The sequence below is a fragment of the Bradyrhizobium genosp. SA-3 genome (assembly GCF_004212635.1).
Lineage (GTDB): Bacteria > Pseudomonadota > Alphaproteobacteria > Rhizobiales > Xanthobacteraceae > Bradyrhizobium.
Genome location: NZ_PSRT01000092.1, coordinates 14,011 through 33,106, shown reverse-complemented (window position 1 = coordinate 33,106; position 19,096 = coordinate 14,011). Strand labels below are relative to the sequence as shown.

Genomic DNA, 19,096 nt, shown 5'->3' with positions numbered 1-19,096 from the left:
GTCGGTCATCAGTGGAACATCTGCACGTTGAATGATTGATAGCCCTGCCCCGGTGTCAGGAAGCGCCGGAGCTGTTCGCGGCCCTGGTCCTGGGCCGCCGCGCGTTGCGCGGCTTCAAGGCTTTGCGCCCTGCCCTGCGCCGTCACGACAGCCGTGAGGTCGGCGAGCTGCTGCGCGTTCAATGCCAGAATCTGATTGCCGGCCTGTGTTGCCTGCAAGGCACCGCTAGCGCCTTGGCTTGAGCTGACGAGCGCGGAGGTCTGGACGCGGTTGGTGTCGAGGTTGCTAACGATGCCGGCCTGGACACGAAGCGCGTCTTGCGTTGCGGCATAAGAATTCTGCCAGCGCGATTGAGCATTGGAGATCAGCAACTGATCCGACTGGCTGCTGGCGGCTGGCGCGTAGCTCGTCGAGAAGGCATGATCGATCTGCTGGACGTCATAGGCAATGCGCTGCGCCTGGGCCAGCAATTGCTGAGTCCGCTGGATCGAGGATTGCAGTTGCTGCAGCGACGAATACGGCAGGCTTGCCAGGTTCTTGGCCTGATTGATCAGCATCTGCGCCTCGTTCTGCAACGAGGTGATCTGATTGTTGATCTGCTGGAGCTCTCGCGCGGCGGTCAGGACGTTCTGGACGTAGTTGTTGGGATCGAAGACGATCCATTGGGCTCGCGCCGGCACCGTGGCATCGAGCATCAGCGCGACGGCACCAGCAGCCGCCAATAGGCCAAGACGCCTCATAGCGATTTCTCCAGATTGACGAGGTTGGGGATCAAGTCGAGGGCCCAAGCGACGTCACGATGCCGGAGCCAGGCTGGCACGAAGCCGTCTGGTCCATTTTCGGCGAGGAGTTGCGCGATGGCAGCCTGGTCTGTCTTGGAAGAGGCTGCGGTGAATGCAAGCGCAACCTCACCGAGGCCAAGTTCGAACATCCGGTTGCCGCGACGGGACTGGCAGTAGTAGTCGCGCTTTGGCGTGGCCCGACTCAGAAGCTCGATCTGGCGGTTATTGAGGCCGAAGCGTTGGTAGATGGCAGTGATCTGCGGTTCGATCGCCCGTTCGTTCGGCAGCAACAGGCGTGTTGGGCAGCTTTCGATGATCGCCGGCGCGATTGCGGAGCCATCGATGTCCGACAGTGACTGGGTGGCGAATATGACGGACGCGTTCTTCTTCCGGAGCGTCTTCAGCCATTCCCGGAGTTGACCGGCAAAATCTTCATCGTCAAGCGCGAGCCAGCCCTCGTCGACGATGAGAAGTGTCGGCCGGCCGTCGAGACGGTCTCCGATCCGATGAAAGAGGTAAGCCAGAACGGCTGGGGCGGCGCTCGTTCCGATCAACCCTTCAGTCTCAAACGCCTGAACCGAAGCTTCACCAAGGCGCTCGAATTCGGCATCGAGCAGCCGCCCGGAGGAACCGCCCAGGCAATAAGGCTGTAGGGCACGCTTCAGGGAGTTGGATTGCAGGAGAACTGACAGACCCGTCAGGGTGCGTTCCTCCCTCGGCGCCGAAGCGAGAGATGTCAGCGCCGACCACAGATGATCCTTGACCTCAGGGGTGATCTCGATGTTTTCTCGTGCCAGGATCGCGCCGATCCACTCCGTCGCCCATCCGCGCTCGGATGGATCATCAATCCAGGCCAGCGGCTGCAGGGCGACGGGTTCTTCACCTGCGTCGGACAATGCACCGCCGAGATCATTCCAATCACCGCCCATGGCGAGGGCGGCCGCCCGGATCGAACCACCGAAGTCAAACGCAAAGACCTGTGAGTTTGGATAGCGCCTGAACTGTAGCGCCATCAGCGCGAGCAGCACTGACTTGCCAGCGCCTGTCGGTCCTACCACAAGGGTATGGCCGACGTCGCCGACGTGGAGAGAGAATCGGAACGGGGTCGAACCCTCGGTCTTGCCGAACAGAAGGGGTGGCCCCTTGAAGTGCAGGTCCCGCGTCTCACCCGCCCATACTGCCGACATCGGAATCATATGAGCGAGATTGATAGTTGAGATCGGTGGCTGCCGGACATTGGCGTAGACGTGCCCAGGCAGACTGCCGAGCCAGGCCTCGACGGCGTTTACCGTCTCGATCATGCAGGTGAAATCGCGCCCCTGAATGACCTTCTCGACTAGGCGGAGCTTTTCATCAGCAGCATTGGGATCACCGTCCCAGACGGTAATGGTCGCCGTAACAAATGCTTGTCCGATCTGATCGGATCCCAGCTCCTGCAACGCCGCGTCGGCATCTATCGCCTTGTTGTGGGCGTCGGTATCGAGCAGCGTCGATGCCTCGTTGGTCATGACCTCCTTGAGGATGGTGCCGATGGATTTTCTCTTCGCGAACCACTGGCGGCGGATTTTAGTCAGCAGCTTGGTGGCATCGGTCTTGTCGAGCATGATCGCCCGGGTTGACCAACGATAAGAGAATGGCAGGCGATTCAGGTCGTCCAGAATTCCCGGGGTCGTGGCGCCCGGAAAGCCGACTATCGTCAGGACCCGAAGATTGGCTGAGCCCAACATCGGCTCTAGCCCGCCGGTCAGCGGCTGGTCGGCCAACAGCGCATCGATGTACATCGGAATCTCGGGCACCCGCACCCGATGACGTTTGGTCGAGATCGTTGAATGCAGATAAGTCAGCGTATCCTGATCATCGAGCCAGGCGCATTCTGGCATGAACCCTTCAAGGAGGCCGAGCACGCGGTTGGTTTGGTCGACAAACCCGCGCAGCACCTCCCAGGCATCTGCGCCAACTGTGCGATCCCGACCCTCATAGAGCAAACGCTCCGCCTTAGCCGCTCCCTCCTCGGGAGGCAGAAAGAGGAAGGTCAAGAAGTAGCTGGACTCGTAATGAGCGCCCGCCTCCTCGAACTGAGCCCTGCGTTCCGCGTCGACCAGCGCGGACGCGACATCCGGAAATGTACTCGGAGGATAGGCCCCAGCGAAATGACGCTGCGCCTCAACGAATACGGCCCACCCGGATCCGAGGCGACGCACAGCGTTGTTCAGACGGCCGGCGACGGCGACAAGTTCAGCGGGCACTGCGCTATCCAGGTCGGGTCCCCGGAACTTTGCCGTCCGCTGAACCGAGCCATCCTTGTTCAGGATGATTCCTTCGTCGACAAGGGCTGCCCAAGGCAAGAAGTCGGCGAGGCGTGCGCTGGAAGGGCGATATTCGGCAAGGTTCAACATGACCGATAACTCAGAGGTTGAGATGGCCGGGAATGCGCAGATGTCGGCGCACCACATCGACGAAGGCGGGATCGCGCTTGGCGGCCCAGACGGCGGCCATGTGGCCGATGAACCAGAGGACGAGACCCGCGATCCAGAGCCGCAGTCCGAGTCCAAGGGCTGCCGCCAGCGTGCCGTTGACGATCGCGACCGACCGCGGCGCGCCGCCCATCAGGATCGGCACAGTGAGTGAGCGATGAACGGGCACGAAAAAGCCTGCCACCTGATCATCCATCAGATCACCACGCCGCCGCCGAAGGAGAAGAACGACAGGAAGAAACTCGAGGCGGCAAACGCGATCGACAGACCGAACACGATCTGGATCAGCCTCCGGAAACCGCCTGACGAATCCCCGAACGCCAGCGTGAGCCCAGTCACGACAATGATGATGACAGCGATGATCTTGGCGACCGGCCCTTCCACCGATTGCAAGATCTGATTGAGTGGCTGCTCCCATGGCATGTTCGAGCCAGCCGCCCATGCCGGCGCCGCTCCCAAAAGCACCGTGCCGAAGGCGGTCAACGATGCACCTCGAAGAAAGTGAAATTGCTGACGCATGTCAGTCTCCTGCTAGAGAAAGGCTGTAGTCGCCGGCGGCACCAAGCCCCGTGACCAGGGCGAGTTCGGCGAGACGACGGTCGGCGCCGCGCCCCGTGAGCACAGCAACGAGGTTGATGGTCTCGGCGATCAGGGCGCGCGGAACCGTGATGACAGCTTCCTGGATAAGCTGCTCGAGCCGCCGCAGCGCACCGAGCGCGGTGCCCGCATGAATGGTGCCGATGCCGCCAGGATGACCGGTGCCCCAGGCCTTGAGCAGATCGAGTGCCTCGGCGCCTCGGACTTCGCCAACCGGAATACGATCAGGACGCAGTCGCAGCGAGGACCGAACGAGATCCGATAGCGTCGCCACGCCATCTTTGGTCCGCAAAGCTACAAGATTTGGCGCCTTGCACTGGAGTTCGCGCGTATCCTCGATCAGAACGATCCGATCGGCGCTCTTTGCCACCTCGGCCAGGAGCGCGTTCGTCAAGGTGGTCTTGCCGGTCGATGTCCCGCCGGCGACGAGGATGTTCTTCCGTGCGGCGACCGCGTCCCTCAGGATCCTGGCTTGCTCCGAGGACATGATGTCCTTGGCGACGTAGTCATCGAGCGTAAACACGGCGACGGCGGGCTTGCGGATCGCAAAGGCCGGGGCGGCAACGACCGGAGGCAAGAGACCTTCAAAGCGCTCGCCCGTTCCCGGCAGTTCGGCCGAGACCCGTGGCGCGCCGGCATGCACCTCCGCACCGACGTGATGCGCTACCAGGCGCACAATGCGCTCACCATCGGCTGCGGAGAGAGTTTCGCCTGTGTCGATCAGGCCATTCGACAACCGGTCGATCCACAGCCGACCATCCGGGTTGAGCATCACCTCGATGATCGCTTCATCTTCGAGGTAACCGGCAATCGCAGAGCCAAGCGCGCTCCGCAGCATTCGCGCGCCTCGCGAATTCGCTTCCGATTGTAAGGAATGGATTGCCACCGTTCGCTCTCACCGAATGAGGACGCCCAAAGAGCGACCTCAGATGGAGCAATTAGAAAAGGCACCAATGTGCTTGGCGCAACAAGCGCTTTCGGAGATCGTAGGCTGGCGTAGAAAAAGGAAGACTGAGAACTGATATTTGACGGCTACGTAATCGTATCCGTTCGTCGCGAGTCGCTGCTCACCACTCCCCATCGTCATCCGCGGGCTGCAGGATGACCGTATCCTCACACAGACCAACTGACTCGACAGCGTAGGAAGCATCCGCCTGCTTGAAGGCGAAGATTGAACTCATCCACGAAGCGTTGGATCGGTGCCAGGCCAGCGCGAACCAGACCAACGTCGCGATCTGCACTGCCACGTTGAGGCCGAATGCGACCTGATAGGCTTGGACGGACCTATGGCCATCATTCGCAGACCATTGCTCCAGGATCAAGCCTGTCCCGGATTGTGCCAGAAAAGCCCAGCCAAAGTGCAAGACGTTCAAGGCGCCATTGGCTCGACCAGCAAGCTCCGGCGGAAAGTAATCTGCTATTACCGCGAAGCTGACCACGGTTGCTGTTCCGACAATTGCGACGACAGACCAGGGCAAGATGGACGGCAGAGGCGCTCGCAGGATCAAGACTAACTCGGCTGCGATAAACAGCACCGCAACCATCGCCAATATCGTCTCCGCCCCGATTCCTCTTCGTTTGACGTAGTGGACCGTCATACCGAACAACCAGGCACCGCAACTCAAGACGATCGACATTATGAAAAGCTGTCGGACGAGACTTGTGCGATCAAGCTCCTCCACGTCGGTCAGCCACGGTGATGCCCACAGTCCTTGCAGAGACCAGGCTGATCCAACGCAAGTCGCCGACAACGGGGCCATTCGCCAGAAGCGCCGATCGCCGAAGACGGAGCGAAGGGTCGCGGGGGTTGACGCTATCGATGAGACAATGCCTCGTTCGGGCACCACGACATAGATAAGAACGGCGGTCACGCCGGTAGCGGCCGCCAGAATTTCAAAGAGCTGTCGCCAGCCCATCCAGGCGAGGAGGTGTTCGACGGGAGCTGTAGCGGTCACCGCTCCTAGCGAGCCCAGCATGATCATGTAGCCGTTGAGCAAGGCAACTCGTTCCCTGGGAAACCAGAGGATGATGGACTTCAGCCCTGACGTCAGCGCCGCCCCCACGCCAAGCCCGATCATGGCACGCGCGATTAAAAGTGACAGGAAGCCGGTCGATACTGCGAACAGTCCGGCGCCCACTGCTGCGAGCAAGAGCAGAACACTCTGGACGCGACGCGGACCAAATCGGTCCAACGATATGCCGACGGGGATCTGAGCCGCCGCGAAAACAAGGAAGTAGACTGACGTGAGCAACCCGAGGTCGGCAGTCCCAAGCCCGGTATCCGAGCTGAGATGACTTGCGATCAAAGCGTTGATCGTTCGAAACAGATACGAAAGATAGTATCCAGCAGCGAAAGGGAGAAAAACGCGCGCAATTCCACACCATCCTTTTGAAAGTTGCATGCCGGCCCCTCTCGCTGTCAGCTCTTTCGAGCCGATAGCGCGTCCAGCTTTTTGTCAGTTCGGCCAAATTGCTGTGGTCGTAGGCTGGCGTAGAAAAAGAAGGGACGGCGCGATAGCGCATCCAGGACGTTCGGTCAGGATTCCTCAGCCGGTTCCTGACGGTAGATATCTTCTGGAATCTCGCGCAGAAAGCTTTGCCCCTTTTGCAAACGGCGCCCAAGCGCCTCGACAAATCCTTCGAAGCGCTCCCGGCCTTTTGCCTGCGCGGCCGCCTGCGCGTCGTTGGGTAGCGGAGGTGTGATCGTCAGCCAGAAGCGAATGAAGAGCGCCAGGCTTTCAGCCGTCAAACCAACGTCACGCTCCAGCCTCTGCATTTGACGGGAAAGCCGATCCAGGCGACGGGTAAACGCCGCCTCCCGCCTGTCCGCGCCGTCCGGTGACAGAAACGAAGCAACCGCCGCTTCCACGATCGCGGACCGGGAAAGCTTCTTGCGATCGGCGAGTTCCGAGATCTGTTTCAGAAGCTCAGGCGGGAAATAGACGTTCATCCGGTCGCGCATATGGCCTCAGAGTTCCATACCGTCATTCGGGTCCATAGCGACTTGACGGGCGCCCCCACGCATCTGTTGGCGTATGAGCCGGGACTGACGGACCGCATCCTCGTCGTCGTCAAGAACGGCGGCAAATTCCTCTGCCGGTGTCGGTTCGGTTGTCTCCTTGGCGATCGCGACGTGATCGGGGAGTTCGGGCTCACGACGGAGCCCGCTGTTCGCCGTATCTTCCTCGGCCTCCGCGGCTTTGTCAGTTGGACCTGCCGTCGGCTCCAACGGTCCGAGCGCTGACCATCCGTCCGTTCGTGACGACCGGCCGGCGCTCGCCGGATCGGGCGGCGGCTGAACCCGCTCGGTGAATCGCCGATCCTCGTAGTAGCGAACCTTCTTCGCTCGGATCGGTGGCGTGCCCGCCACCATGACGATCTCGTCCATCGGCGGAAGCTGCATGACCTCGCCCGGGGTCAGCAGCGGCCTTGCCGTCTCCTGCCGCGAGACCATCAAGTGCCCCAGCCAGGGGTTCAACCTGTGACCGGCATAGTTCTTCATCGCCCTCATCTCGGTCGCCGTACCGAGCGCGTCGGACACACGCTTCGCCGTCCGCTCGTCGTTAGTCGCGAAGCTGACGCGGACATGGCAGTTGTCGAGGATGGCGTTGTTGGGCCCGTAGGCCTTCTCGATCTGATTGAGCGACTGCGCGATCAGGAAACTCTTGATGCCGTACCCCGCCATAAAGGCGAGCGCGGACTCGAAGAAATCAAGCCGCCCAAGTGCGGGGAACTCGTCGAGCATCATCAGAACGCGATGCCGGCGGTCGCGGGCGTGCAGATCCTCGGTCAGGCGACGACCGATCTGGTTCAGCACCAGACGGATCAGCGGCTTGGTCCGAGAAATATCTGACGGTGGCACCACGAGGTAAAGCGTCGTCGGGCGGCTATCTGCGATCAGATCGGCAATCCGCCAGTCGCAGCGGCTGGTCACCTGGGCCACGACGGGATCGCGGTAGAGCCCGAGGAATGACATCGCGGTGGACAGGACGCCGGAACGTTCATTCTCGGATTTGTTGAGGAGTTCGCGCGCGGTCGAGGCGACCACCGGATGAGCGCCCTGCCCGCCAAGATGCGCGGTGGTCATCATCGCCTTCAACGTTTTCTCGATCGGCCGCTTCGGGTCGGAGAGGAATGCAGCGACTCCGGCCAGGGTTTTGTCCGCTTCGGCATAGAGGACGTGGAGGATGGCGCCGACCAAGAGGGAATGACTGGTCTTCTCCCAATGGTTCCGCTTATCGAGCGAGCCTTCGGGGTCGACCAAGACGTCGGCGACGTTCTGGACGTCGCGCACCTCCCATTCCCCGCGCCGGACCTCGAGGAGCGGGTTGTAGGCTGAGGATTTTCGGTTGGTCGGGTCGAACAACAAGACGCGGCCATGCCGCGAGCGGAAGCCGGCAGTCAGTTGCCAGTTCTCGCCCTTGATATCGTGCACGATGGCCGAGCCGGGCCAAGCCAGTAACGAGGGAACGACGAGGCCGACACCCTTGCCCGACCGGGTGGGTGCAAAACACAACACGTGTTCCGGTCCGTCATGGCGAAGGTAGTCATGCTCGAGCTTGCCCAGCACCACACCGTCCGGACCGAGAAGCCCGGCCGCTCGAACCTCTCGCGCATCGGCCCAGCGCGCCGAACCATAGGTCTCGACGTCCTTGGCCTCGCGCGCCCGCCAGACCGACATGCCGATCGCTACCGCTATCGAAACGAAAGTCCCTGACGCTGCGATGAAGGCTCCCTCGACGAAGACCTGAGGTGCATAGGCGTCATAGACGAACCACCACCAGAAGAAGATCGGCGGGTAATAGATCTTGAAGCCCAACAGTTCGAACCAGGGCCGCCCAAGCTCCGGTTGATAGGCGAGCCGCCAAGCCGTCCACTCGGTTGCTCCCCAGATGGCCAGCAAAACGATCAGGCCGACAACGATCACCTGTCCCCAGAGGATTTTGGTTCCGGACATTCTGAACGTCCTTCCGCAACTGAATTGGAGAGATTGTTAGAGGCCGAGGTCGCGCTTGCGACCCAAACCCCATTCGATGCCACCGCCGTCCTTCACGACGCCGGTGACGTGCTGGCCGAGCCTCTTCTCGAGTTCGCGCGACCAGGGCACGAGCTGGAAGCCGAGCCCATTATCGATCATGGCGAAGCGTCCCGAGGTGAGCGTCAGCCGCTGGCGATACGTGCCCGCCACATGCTCCCCGAAGGCGGCGCTTACATGAGGCAGGCCGGTCTCGGTCGTGATTTTTGCGGCCACCTCGTCCAGTTCGCGCCGGCGCAACGTGTTCAGGAGGTCGCGCTGCAGGATGATGCGCTGGCCCTGCCGCCGTCCCAGGCCCTCCTGAATCAGATGCTCGGTGCGGGCTTCCATGGCGTCGCGGGTCTCGCGGCCGAAGCCACCCATGGCGAGCGGCATGGGGTCGCGTTCGATCAGGTGGTGGTCGAGCCAGGTCGCCCCTCTCGCGGTGACCTGCGCACCAAGATCGAGATCGGAGCGGATCGCGAGCACCATGGTCGGCCGCGGATCGCCGCTCTGACCGAAGCGTCGGACTTCGACGATTCCGCCGATCGGCGGTGCGTGGTCGAGAGCCTCAAGGCCTCGGAAGCGCGTGTGGTGAGCGCGTCCGTCTGTTCCGTCGATCAGGGCGTAGGCCTCGCCGGTCAGTTCGTCGTGCAATCCACGGTCGACCAGCCGTCCGATGATCTGGGACTCTGGCTGTCCACCTTCGATGACGAAGTCGGCAACGCCGCGCGCTTCCCCACGCTCGGTGAAGGCGCGGTGCATGGTCTTGATGATGTCGCCGCGCATGCCGAGGTCGCGCAAGCTACGCTCGGCCTCGAGCCCGACCATCCATTCCCCCGGTAGGGCGGATGCGGCAAGGCCCATCTTCTCCAGGTGTTGAAGGCGACCGATCATCAGGCGCCGGATCTCAGGATCGGACTTGCCGGGATTCTCTAGGCGAAGATCGATATAGCCGGTCTCGTCGGCCGCTAGCCGGATCTCCCGGTCGAGCCGCGTCCATCGCTCCGCCGTGACTTCCCTCTCCAGCGAATTGCGGATCTCGTGCTCCGGTTTTGGACCCAGTTCGATCGCGACCAGTTCCTCGGCGCGTGAACGAAGGCCTCGGCCGAGGTAGTCGCGGGAGATCACGAGATCCGCCCCTTCTTCATCTATGCCCCGAACGAGAAGATGGACGTGAGGATTGTCGGTATTCCAATGATCAACGGCCGCCCAATCGAGCCGCGTGCCGAGATCCGTCTCCATCTGCTTGGCGAGGTCCCGGGTAAAGGCCTTCAGGTCGGTCATGTCGCCGGCATCCTCTGGCGAGACAATGAACCTGAAATGATGGCGGTCGTCCTTGCACCGTTCCGCGAACGCGGCACTATCGGCGCGGTCGCTGCGGGCATCGAACATCTCGGCCCGCTCACCGCTCCGGGTCACGCCGTCGCGCTTCAGATATAAGAGGTGGGCGGTCAGCGGTGCTGAACGGAAGGCTCGCCCTTTGTGACGAACTACGCGCGCCTTCACCACAACGCGCCGCGTCGGGCTGAACAATCTGGCGCGGCTAAAGGCGAGGCGCCCGCGGCCAAACGTCGAGCACCCATAGGCCGCAGAACGCCTACCGGCCGCGGTCTGCCCCGAGGTATGTCCGGCTTTCTTCGCCGCGCGTAGCACCTGGTTGATGAAGCTCTTCGGCTTCGGCGCGCGGCTACTGCGGATGCGCCCAGGGCGAATACGCAGTTCGCTGTCGCCCACGCTCACGGCAGGACCCCCCAACAATCAAAACCGCACACGGTGCCGAAAACGCCTTTGATTGCCTTCGTGAAAAAGCAAGGCGCGGCACGCGCCCCGATCGACCGGCACGCCGGAACCCAAGCCATGTCAATCGCTTGCGGTTCAACCGGCGAGCCCCTTTTATCTCGCCGTCCTGCTGCCGTGCCTCCCCACTGTGCTCGCCTTTCCGCCCAGTCTTCTCCAGGCCGCGCCAATGCATGCGAGCTTGCGCATTCGCTCATCGCGAGCCTCCCAGATCAGATCTCAGGACGAACAATCCTGTTGTCTGTGGCGCGATGGCCGAAATGTCGTGGACGGAGGTGCCCGTTGGACCTCGGTTCGTTGGGCGCCCAAGCTGCAGCCGGGCCGCAATCGTTGAACTTTCAGACCGCGCAGCGAAGAGCGCTCCCCCCGATGGCCGCAGACTCGCAACTGCACCGGAACCCACAATGTCGCCACCGATGATCGGCACTAGCTTCTGCAGATAGATCTGAGTTTCAGCGGGCAATGGACGGCCGGCCAGATGCTCTTCGTAGCGAGCAGGTCCTGCGTTGTAGGCCGCGAGGAAGCCCGGTGAACCGTACCGGTCGTGCAGCTCGCGAAGGTACGCTGTCCCAGCAAGAATGTTGTCATGGGGATCGTAGGCATCGTCGCCGAGGTTGTACCGCAGACGCAGCTCTGCCCATGTCTCTGGCATTATCTGCATCAGCCCCATGGCACCATTCGGTGACTTGGCACGCACGTCTTGGGCGCTTTCGACGTCCAGGACTGCGCGTATCCAGCGCACCGGCACACCGAAGCGGCGCGAGGCTTGCTCGACAAACTCCGCAAACGGATCGCCAGCTCGATGACTCGCTGGAGGCTCCGCGGGTCGCGTCTCGGCGACAGCAGCGGCGTCATTTACGGTCAGCGCAAGGAACAACGGTACGACAGCGCGCAGGCTCCCTTCGAACAAACTCAAGCGTGCCGCCGTGCTCGCGCCCGTCCAGGGTAAAGCCGCTTCGCGCCGGCGCCCCGGACCGCCGCGGCGCGCGACGGCCGCGCAATCGTTGGTCGGGACGGAGGAATGGTGCAGCACTCGGTCGAACAGAGGAATAGCTGTTCGAAAACTCAATACGGGCACCATCAATCCTCCCAGGTCCACACCGGCAGCGCGCGGCCAATGACAGCCGATGCCGGCAAGAACCCGAAATAGCGGCCATCCAGCGAGCTGGTGGACTGCCAGTTCATGACAAAGAGCTCGCCGTCTCCGACGACGCGGCAGCCCTGCCATTTCGGGAGGGGACGGCCACGGGCGTCGCGAACTCGGGCTTCGCCCACTTCGATGGCGTCAACCGAAACGGTGAGCCCGCTTCGGCAAACGGTCTGCCCGGGGAGCGCGAGCACGCGTTTGAGCATCGGCAATCCGGCTGGCAGATAGCCGTTCAGGTCGAGGAAGGTCGCGAGCGGCTCCGGCGGCTGTACGGCGAGGAGTTCCGCAACGAATAGTTTGTCCGCCGGCTGCACACGGTAGAGCCCGATCGGTACGCTCTCGGATGCATTCCAGATGTAGGCCGGCGTAATCTCCAGAACGATTGGTGCGATAAGTGCAACGGCACCGCAGAGCATCGTGGTCAACGTCTTGAGCCGCGGTGTCATCGCATGACCCTCTGCCGGTGAAGCCATGCCTGGTGGCGGGCTTTCGTGTAGGGGCGCGGGTTTTCGTTGACGGACAGACGGTTGTGAACGTGATGCCAATGATCGGGAGCGACGTCGGCGGGATCAATGCCGAGCGCTTCGATGGCGTCGACCATCTGCAGCACTCGTTCGACTTTCGGCCAACCGGAGAGCCGCAGCAAAATCTCTCCGCCGGGCTTCACATAAGGCACTGTCGAGCAGCGCTGTCCCGGTGCGACCGCGCGCAAGATCTCGATCCGCGAAATGATTGTGCCAAAGTCGCTGGAGGTCCAGCGGACGAAGGCAAAGGTGTTGCCGGGCGCAAATGACAGGACCCGCCGGTGACGATCAAGCTTCCGTTCCTCGACAATGCGACCGAACCGAATGCGGTTTTCAATGCGCTTCTCGAGCCACAACACTTCCACTTCGGTGAGGTCGCTCATGCCGCCGCTCCCCAAAACCGGAACTGGGAGACGTGAACCTGAGGTTCGGAGAAGCGCGTGTGCGGCTTGCGAAGCCAAACCGGTCCGGCTACCTGCGGCTGCCGGTCGCCTCCACCGCGGCTTTCGGCTTGGTCCATTAGAAGAAATCCGAAGGATTTCTGGTTAGTAACGTTAGAGCGGCGGGAAAGCGCCGAGAAACAAACTCTTAAGCTCGATTCCGGTCCCCGATAGCACGAGGATCGGGTCCCCGATAGCACGAGGGTTGCGGTCCCTGATAGCACGAGCTGATTCACAGGTTGTCCTCCGAATTTGGAATGAGACCGCGCCGGCGCAAGCGCGCCGTTAAGGGATCAACAGTCGAAGGCGCGAAGTTCAGCCGCTCAGCACCGTTCGGGTCGCGCGTGAGCACGAGCTGATAGCCGGGCAATGTCTGACGCTGGACGATCTGGCGTATGTCGTAAGCAAAGTGCTTGAGCGGCGAGAGGATGCCGGACTCGGCATGGAGATGCACAAGGTCAAAGCTCCAGCCGCCCTCCTCCCTACCGCCACGCTTGCGCACGAGGCGGTAAAGCCAGCCCTCAAGGCCGCCCGTCAGATCGAAATAAGCACGGTCGATGGTCAGCACGAGCGCGTCGTCGATGACGCCGGCATAGAACCAATCCGGCAGGATCAGCTCGAGCCCGAATGGACGTCCGTTTGCATCCGCTGTCTCCTTCCACTCGTTGATCCAGGAGAAACGATGCCGTCGCCGTTCTGTCGCCTGGCGGATCGACGTCAGCACGGTCGTTGACTGGAGTCTGTCGAGACCGGCCTTCAGCCGGTCATAGTCGCGCGCGCTGGTGCCGCGGCCGACGAACGTCAGAATCTCGTAAGGCGTTGCAGCCATCGGGCGCGACGTCTTCAAGCCGGCGTCACGGGCTTCGACGATCTGGGAAGCAGCCCAGATCAGAACGTCCGCATCCCAGATGGTCGCCATGCCGTGTTCCGGCACGGCTTCGACCCGTATTGCGATCGCGCCGGCACGGAAATCGATCGGCACGATCCGCTTGGTCTTTGCGAGGGAGAAGAACGGATATGCCATCAGATCCTGCGCGTCGCGGGGCGCAGGATCGCAGGGCAGCGCCCGAAAGAGCTCAAGCTGGTCGCGCTCGGATTGGTGTTTGCGTCGCATTGTCACTGCTTCCACGCGTGATCAGCGACGTTCCTGGCCTGCATAAGGACGCAGGACTGGATGCTTCTTGGCCGGGAGCACGGTGCCCTTGCCGGGGTCGGAGGTCGACGTCTTGGCGCCGCGGTCGGCCCACGCTTTAAGGTCATCGACGGCGTAGACAACACGTCCGCCGATCTTCCGATACGTCGGTCCAGTACCGTACGTGCGGTGCTTCTCGAGCGTGCGACCGGATAGGCCAAGATAGCGCGCGGCCTCAGGTGTACGCAGGAATCGCGGGGGAAGACCGGCCATCGGATCGGGCATTTGAGAACTCCAAGAGGACAGCGCACTACGCTTGGCCAGGCCGGCGTGTGTGCGGTTATCATGGAGGAGCAATATCTCGGAGGGGGATGCCGAATTTTGGGGGTACGATTTTCGGCACCCCTTCGGACGACGCTACTCGTCCCTGCGCCCGGGCCGCAGAAGTTTGCGGTAGCCCCCGCGCACCAGCGCGAGGCCGCCTTGCACCAGGCGGATCGTTCGATTGCGGAGATCGTGCGACTTCCAGGCGCGATCGGGAATGCGCCTTTTGCCGAACAGCGCTTCCGCGATAACGCGATAGCTACCGCCGGCGCTGTAAGCATCGAGCGAGCGGATCGTGACGCTCAGGCGTTCACGCCGCTGTCTGGATAGTTCGTGAAATGCAGGACCTGGCGCGCGTCCATTCATCGCGCGCCACAGCCGCCGGGCTGCATACGCACGCGCGTCGAAATCGCCATCAAACGGCAATTCGGCTGTGTATGACGCGCCGAGCACTGGCGCGTGCTTGGACCAAATGCGGTGGTCCACCGAACCGATGCGCAGCACGGCATGCCAGCCGTCGACAGCGCGGCGTACTTGGCCGGCTGTAAAGTCGAGCAGTGGCTGAGACGGCACCCTGCCGTCGTCGGCCATTGCGACCTTGACCGGAACGACCGCCGCTAAAACCTCAGGTGCCCAAAAGATCGTCTGCTCGTCGAATGACCTCTGCGGGTCATGGGCGAAAGCAGATGCCCCACCTCCTCCTGAATTCCTCAGTCACTTCGCCGTTCGGGCTGTTGGCAATCATCACCCCATACTCACGCCGATAGTCGGCGTTGCGGCGGAGACATTCCCAGGCGATGTCGGTGATCTCGGCGTCTTGTAGGCTCTTGTAGGAATCCGGCGACCGCCAGTCGAATTCAGGCATTGCTTCCGCCCCCATTGCACGCAGCTAACAAGGATTGCAGCGCAATAGGTATGAACGAGGCGGTTGTAGGAAGCCCCTAGTTTGGCACCACGTGGTGCACCGGAATGACCACTGGTTAGCGGGAGAAAATTGTTTTGGCTGCAAACCGATAGTCGGCGATTTTCTTCTATTTTGAGCCGGCGCCGCGTAAAAGACGCCCCTGCTCGGTCACCCATTTGGCGCGCGCAAGATGACTCTGATATGCCTTCCGCGCACGTTCCGGCTCTCGGTCCGGATCGACGTGTAAGACGATTCGCGCGACCTCCCGCCAGTCCGCGCCCTGACCGTCCGCCTGCAGAAGGCGAATGTACGTGACGACATGCTGTTTGTCATAGGCCGTCCACGCCGGCTCGTTCGGCGCGACATCCGCGACGTCAGGATCAAGCGGTGGCTTCGACATCAGTGACTACAATATACGCGGGATCGGAAATGATATCGCGAGGCGTGAGCCTTTTCGGCTCGAACAGTTCTCTGTCGTAGCATATGGCATGCCACCCGCCCGGGCGAGCGTTCAAGAGGCCGCGTTCCCACATTTCGAAACTCCGTCCGTGACCCTCATCCAAGCTCCGCGTATTATAACACGTAGCGCCGAAATACGCGATTGCTTCCTATCCTGCGGATGGATATTCGCAAGGTCTTTGGAGCGAACGCGCGTCGGTTTCGACTGGCCCTTGGCTTGAGCCAAGAGGCAGTGGCGGAACGCATGGGCGTCGATCGGGCCTTTGTAAGCAGCTTGGAGCGAGGGCTGCAGAACGCGACATTGCTCACTATCTGGCAGATTGCCCAAGCGTTGGAGGTCCGGCCTGCAGATCTGCTTGAGGAGAAAGTGTCCAAGGTTCGATCCTGACCTTCCGCGAGCCGGGCCGGAGGCCCGGCGAGCGCCGGACGCGGATACGCGCCACCGCCGCCGATCCGGCTTGCCGGATCGGCGGCGGCGCATCAGACATTGAGCGAAGCCGCGCGACCCATCCCGATTGCGCGGCTCACAGTGTTAGATTGCACGCTCCATCAAGCGCTTTGCCTTGCCTTCCAGTTCAAGCCGCGTGTCCTGATGAGCCTTGCCACGAGCAAATGCGGTAATGCCCTGCACGAAATCGAAGATGCTTTCGGGCTTGCGGTTTTCTTCGCCCAGAACGGTTTCGACGATTTTCGAGGCCTCGGATTTAGAAAATCCACCCCTGCGGAGGAAAGTCTCCCGGTCCTCGTCCGTGCGGGCAACAATCCGCTCCCGCGCAGCCTTGATGCCGTCGACGAATGGCGCGGGCGAGGAATTGGCAAAGCTCGTCAACGCGGGCGCGGCCTCATGTGCAAACCGTCGCGCGGCGAATTTCGAATGCCGGATGTTGATCTGTTCGAAATTCTCCACGCCCCAGAGATTGCGGTTCATGCAGACGGCGCGGAGATAGAAGCTGGCAATACCCAGCGTCTTGCTGCCAACTTCGCTGTTCCAGCAATAAAATCCCCGGAAATACAAATCCGGCGACCCGTCCGGGAGGCGCCCCGCCTCGATTGGGTTGGTGTCGTCGACCAGAAACAGAAACACGTCGCGGTCACTGGCGTAGAGCGTGGTCGTGTCCCTGGTCACGTCCACAAAGGGATTGTGGGTCATGGTCGCCCAATCCATCACGCCCGGCACCTTCCACCGCGTGTCACCGGTGCCATTACCCGCGATCTTCATGACCGCGGCGACCAACTCATGATCCCAAATGCGGCCATAGTCCGGCCCGGTAACAGCACGAAGCTCAACACGTCCGCTATTGGTCTCCAGGGTCTTCACGAGCTCGGCGCGATGCGACAGCAGGCCGTGTTGCAGATTGATGGCGGACAGGGCCGCGGGAAGCTGCCGCAGATAGGATGTCGGCGCACCGACCAGCGTGCACAACTGGCCAAAGCTCCAATGGGTCGGCACCACCGGCTCGTTACGTCCCGGTACCGTCAGGGCCAGCCGCTCCAAATTGTCTCGATTTGCCTCCATCCGAATGGCCCGGCTCTCCACCGTTCGCGCCTGCGCGCGCTCGGCTCGTCCTCGTACCGCCTCATAGAGGTCCGGCAAATTCAGAAAGCGCTCGTCATCCGGTCGCGCAAACCACTCGGACGACACGCGGCCGATCCGCTGGCCGCGCGATACATCCACGCGAAAACCGCCCGAAGCAGGCCGTTCGCTCTGGGATAGGGTCATCATGTTCATGGTCATTCTCCTATGGGCTGAGGTTGAAGCGCAGCGCTGCGCTGCAACCCTGCCCGTCGGCGAGACCTGGGGTAGCAAGGGCAAGGGCGGCAGGACGCGGAGGGGGATCACCCGCCTGATAAGGGCGCGCCAACAGCGCGCGTCTGCACGCGCCTGACGACATCGTCGTCATGAAGATCCGTTGCGCGGAAGACCGGGGATACCGCTCCGGCCGGCACGGCGAGCCGTGCTTCACCCTTGCCCGCGCGAGGGCGGAGCCCTTAGCAATCTCTTCAAAGAAAAATGCTCTTCTTCCCGCAAAAGCGGCGCAAGAAGCGCAAAAGAGCCCCGCCTCCAAGGAGGCGGGGCTTTTGATCGCGAGGGATCAGTCGCCGTTGCGGCGGGACCAGATCAGGGTGAAGCCCTCGTCACCTTCGACCTTCACCAGCGAGGCGTAGATCGGGGACGGAAAGCTCGGATCGTCGAGCTTGACCGAGAGGTATTCGCGATCGGTTTCGCGGGCGGTCTTCTTCCAGGCGGCGCCGAATTCGATCATACCGGCGAAGATGCGGTAGTCCGGCGCCTTCTCGTTGTCCTTCTCGGATGCGGCGAAGCGTGCCTTGATGTTCAGCGTCAGCGTCTTGATCGAGCCGATGTAGCCATTGTCCGAAGCGGTGAAGTTGCCGATGGTAGCCATGGTGGTCTCCGTTTGTTGCTCGGGCCGCGCCTATCGCAGCCTCGATGGCGATCCTTGGCCCGGGGAGCGATCGGCCCGCAGCCTTCAGGCCCGCAGCGCTAGCGGAGGACGGCGATAGCCTGCTTTTTTGTCTTCCGCGAGGAATGTCGCCTCTTCGCGGCAGGGGAAAAAAGCAGGCGCAGCCGTTGCGGGAAGGCGATCGAGGCTCTTGCCGTCCCTCGGGCCTGATCAGCCCATTCGAGGTTGCGTTGGACGCGCCATGAACGAACTGACGGAGACCACCATGGCGGCCGATGCCGACGCAGCACAAGGACATACCTGGGTCGATCGAACGCCTGCTGGCGCCGGAGCATCAACGGCAAGAAAGACGCATCTTGGCAAACGCTAGCGCCCGACTTCGTATTCCCGCGTGCTAGGTGCGAGAATGCGACCGGGGTAATCCCCAGACAGCAATCTCAAATGCTCCAGGCATCACACGATCAATGCGTCCAGCCTCATCGCTTGCTGCTGATTGACGAGCACGATACAGCCGTCCCGTTTGCTGCCGCAAACGGCATAGATCAGAGGGATCGAGGCCTTGATCATGGCATGCCTTCCATTTAGCGGACGCCGCTGTGTCGGCCGCGCGCCGGGCAGGCGCGCGGCCGAAACTTTGATGCTGACCGGGACCGCTCAGGCGGCACCGGCTCTTGTGTCCTCCGCAGCGAGTATGCATCACAGCCTTGCGCCTCGTTTGGCGCAGCCGCCCGTTTCTCCGGCTTGGTCGTTCTCAGCAGTGAGCGCCAAGCGGTCGTCGCCAGCAACTGTTCCGCGGCTTCCGCCATGTCGATCTGCTTCATATCCACATTCGCTCGGCGGTCTCGCCGCTCACGCGTTCGCGAACTGCTCCCAGACGATGCCGGCGCCGCCATGAAACGCGATCATCCCGATACTTAGTGCGAGGAAACACAGAAGGACATACACAGCACTCGCAACGATGGCCCAGCAGAACAAAGCCAATGCCGATTGTGTTCAGAAACAAGTGCAAGGGCGAGCACGGTGGTGGCTCCTGTGCATAGATGTACCCGTCGCGCTTCCACCACCACGGCGAAACT

Annotated in this window: 21 protein-coding genes; 2 read left to right on the top strand and 19 right to left on the bottom strand. The window is 62.0% G+C overall.

Going from position 1 to position 19,096, the window contains the following annotated elements:
* Positions 1 to 8 precede the first annotated feature (8 nt).
* The 17 genes from trbJ to CWO91_RS28070 all read right to left on the bottom strand — a co-directional run bounded on the left by trbJ (position 9) and on the right by CWO91_RS28070 (position 15,538).
* The gene (gene trbJ / locus CWO91_RS28150) at positions 9 to 740 is read right to left on the bottom strand and encodes a P-type conjugative transfer protein TrbJ (RefSeq protein WP_130218185.1); all 732 of its coding nucleotides are present in this window, start codon (positions 738 to 740) and stop codon (positions 9 to 11) included.
* Complete coding sequence (gene trbE, locus CWO91_RS28145) at positions 737 to 3,178, bottom strand: conjugal transfer protein TrbE (protein ID WP_130218183.1); 2,442 nt, start codon at positions 3,176 to 3,178, stop codon at positions 737 to 739. Before trbE ends, trbJ begins: the two co-directional genes overlap by 4 nt.
* 10 nt (positions 3,179 to 3,188) lie before the next feature.
* Positions 3,189 to 3,452, bottom strand: a complete 264-nt coding sequence (locus tag CWO91_RS28140) for a VirB3 family type IV secretion system protein (RefSeq protein ID WP_130218181.1) — start codon at positions 3,450 to 3,452, stop codon at positions 3,189 to 3,191.
* Positions 3,452 to 3,775, bottom strand: a complete 324-nt coding sequence (locus CWO91_RS28135; RefSeq protein ID WP_130218179.1) for a TrbC/VirB2 family protein — start codon at positions 3,773 to 3,775, stop codon at positions 3,452 to 3,454. Before CWO91_RS28135 ends, CWO91_RS28140 begins: the two co-directional genes overlap by 1 nt.
* A 1-nt stretch (position 3,776) precedes the next feature.
* Complete coding sequence (gene trbB, locus CWO91_RS28130; RefSeq protein ID WP_208753077.1) at positions 3,777 to 4,691, bottom strand: P-type conjugative transfer ATPase TrbB; 915 nt, start codon at positions 4,689 to 4,691, stop codon at positions 3,777 to 3,779.
* Positions 4,692 to 4,920: 229 nt separating this feature from the next.
* On the bottom strand, positions 4,921 to 6,255 hold the full coding sequence (locus tag CWO91_RS28125; protein WP_130218175.1) for an MFS transporter: 1,335 nt from the start codon (positions 6,253 to 6,255) through the stop codon (positions 4,921 to 4,923).
* A 134-nt stretch (positions 6,256 to 6,389) separates the two neighbouring features.
* The gene (locus CWO91_RS28120) at positions 6,390 to 6,815 is read right to left on the bottom strand and encodes a CopG family transcriptional regulator (protein WP_130218173.1); all 426 of its coding nucleotides are present in this window, start codon (positions 6,813 to 6,815) and stop codon (positions 6,390 to 6,392) included.
* A gap of 6 nt (positions 6,816 to 6,821) precedes the next feature.
* Positions 6,822 to 8,810, bottom strand: a complete 1,989-nt coding sequence (locus CWO91_RS28115; protein ID WP_130218171.1) for a conjugal transfer protein TraG — start codon at positions 8,808 to 8,810, stop codon at positions 6,822 to 6,824.
* Positions 8,811 to 8,846: 36 nt separating this feature from the next.
* Positions 8,847 to 10,610 (bottom strand): relaxase/mobilization nuclease domain-containing protein, encoded by a 1,764-nt coding sequence (locus tag CWO91_RS28110; RefSeq protein ID WP_130218169.1) that lies wholly within the window; start codon positions 10,608 to 10,610, stop codon positions 8,847 to 8,849.
* Positions 10,611 to 10,860: 250 nt separating this feature from the next.
* Complete coding sequence (locus CWO91_RS28105) at positions 10,861 to 11,748, bottom strand: lytic transglycosylase domain-containing protein (protein WP_245471393.1); 888 nt, start codon at positions 11,746 to 11,748, stop codon at positions 10,861 to 10,863.
* Positions 11,748 to 12,260, bottom strand: a complete 513-nt coding sequence (locus tag CWO91_RS28100) for a S26 family signal peptidase (RefSeq protein ID WP_130218167.1) — start codon at positions 12,258 to 12,260, stop codon at positions 11,748 to 11,750. Before CWO91_RS28100 ends, CWO91_RS28105 begins: the two co-directional genes overlap by 1 nt.
* Positions 12,257 to 12,721 (bottom strand): DUF2840 domain-containing protein, encoded by a 465-nt coding sequence (locus tag CWO91_RS28095; protein ID WP_130218165.1) that lies wholly within the window; start codon positions 12,719 to 12,721, stop codon positions 12,257 to 12,259. The genes CWO91_RS28100 and CWO91_RS28095 overlap by 4 nt, the downstream gene beginning before the upstream one ends.
* A 289-nt stretch (positions 12,722 to 13,010) precedes the next feature.
* Positions 13,011 to 13,892, bottom strand: a complete 882-nt coding sequence (locus CWO91_RS28090; protein WP_130218163.1) for a replication initiator protein A — start codon at positions 13,890 to 13,892, stop codon at positions 13,011 to 13,013.
* Positions 13,893 to 13,913: 21 nt separating this feature from the next.
* Positions 13,914 to 14,195, bottom strand: coding sequence for a helix-turn-helix transcriptional regulator (locus CWO91_RS28085; RefSeq protein WP_092295092.1), 282 nt, complete (start codon positions 14,193 to 14,195; stop codon positions 13,914 to 13,916).
* Between the two features lie 132 nt (positions 14,196 to 14,327).
* Positions 14,328 to 14,825: a DUF2285 domain-containing protein gene (locus tag CWO91_RS28080; RefSeq protein ID WP_130218161.1), complete on the bottom strand. Its 498-nt coding sequence runs from the start codon at positions 14,823 to 14,825 to the stop codon at positions 14,328 to 14,330.
* A gap of 79 nt (positions 14,826 to 14,904) precedes the next feature.
* Positions 14,905 to 15,099 (bottom strand): transcriptional regulator domain-containing protein, encoded by a 195-nt coding sequence (locus CWO91_RS28075; RefSeq protein WP_130218159.1) that lies wholly within the window; start codon positions 15,097 to 15,099, stop codon positions 14,905 to 14,907.
* A 166-nt stretch (positions 15,100 to 15,265) separates the two neighbouring features.
* Positions 15,266 to 15,538: a DUF2285 domain-containing protein gene (locus CWO91_RS28070; RefSeq protein WP_130218157.1), complete on the bottom strand. Its 273-nt coding sequence runs from the start codon at positions 15,536 to 15,538 to the stop codon at positions 15,266 to 15,268.
* A gap of 219 nt (positions 15,539 to 15,757) precedes the next feature.
* On the opposite strand from CWO91_RS28070, the gene CWO91_RS28065 reads away from it, so the two are divergent.
* Positions 15,758 to 15,985, top strand: a complete 228-nt coding sequence (locus CWO91_RS28065) for a helix-turn-helix domain-containing protein (RefSeq protein WP_130218189.1) — start codon at positions 15,758 to 15,760, stop codon at positions 15,983 to 15,985.
* A gap of 144 nt (positions 15,986 to 16,129) precedes the next feature.
* On the opposite strand, the gene CWO91_RS28060 is transcribed toward CWO91_RS28065, so the two are convergent.
* A complete protein-coding gene (locus CWO91_RS28060; protein ID WP_433995580.1) occupies positions 16,130 to 17,320 on the bottom strand; it encodes a DUF932 domain-containing protein in 1,191 nt (396 codons plus the stop codon).
* Between the two features lie 370 nt (positions 17,321 to 17,690).
* Positions 17,691 to 18,002, bottom strand: a complete 312-nt coding sequence (locus CWO91_RS28055) for a DUF736 domain-containing protein (protein ID WP_130218153.1) — start codon at positions 18,000 to 18,002, stop codon at positions 17,691 to 17,693.
* Positions 18,003 to 18,261: 259 nt separating this feature from the next.
* Here CWO91_RS28055 and CWO91_RS45105 point away from each other — a divergent pair, with 259 nt between their 5' ends.
* Positions 18,262 to 18,390, top strand: coding sequence for a hypothetical protein (locus CWO91_RS45105; protein WP_276486167.1), 129 nt, complete (start codon positions 18,262 to 18,264; stop codon positions 18,388 to 18,390).
* Positions 18,391 to 19,096: the final 706 nt, after the last annotated feature.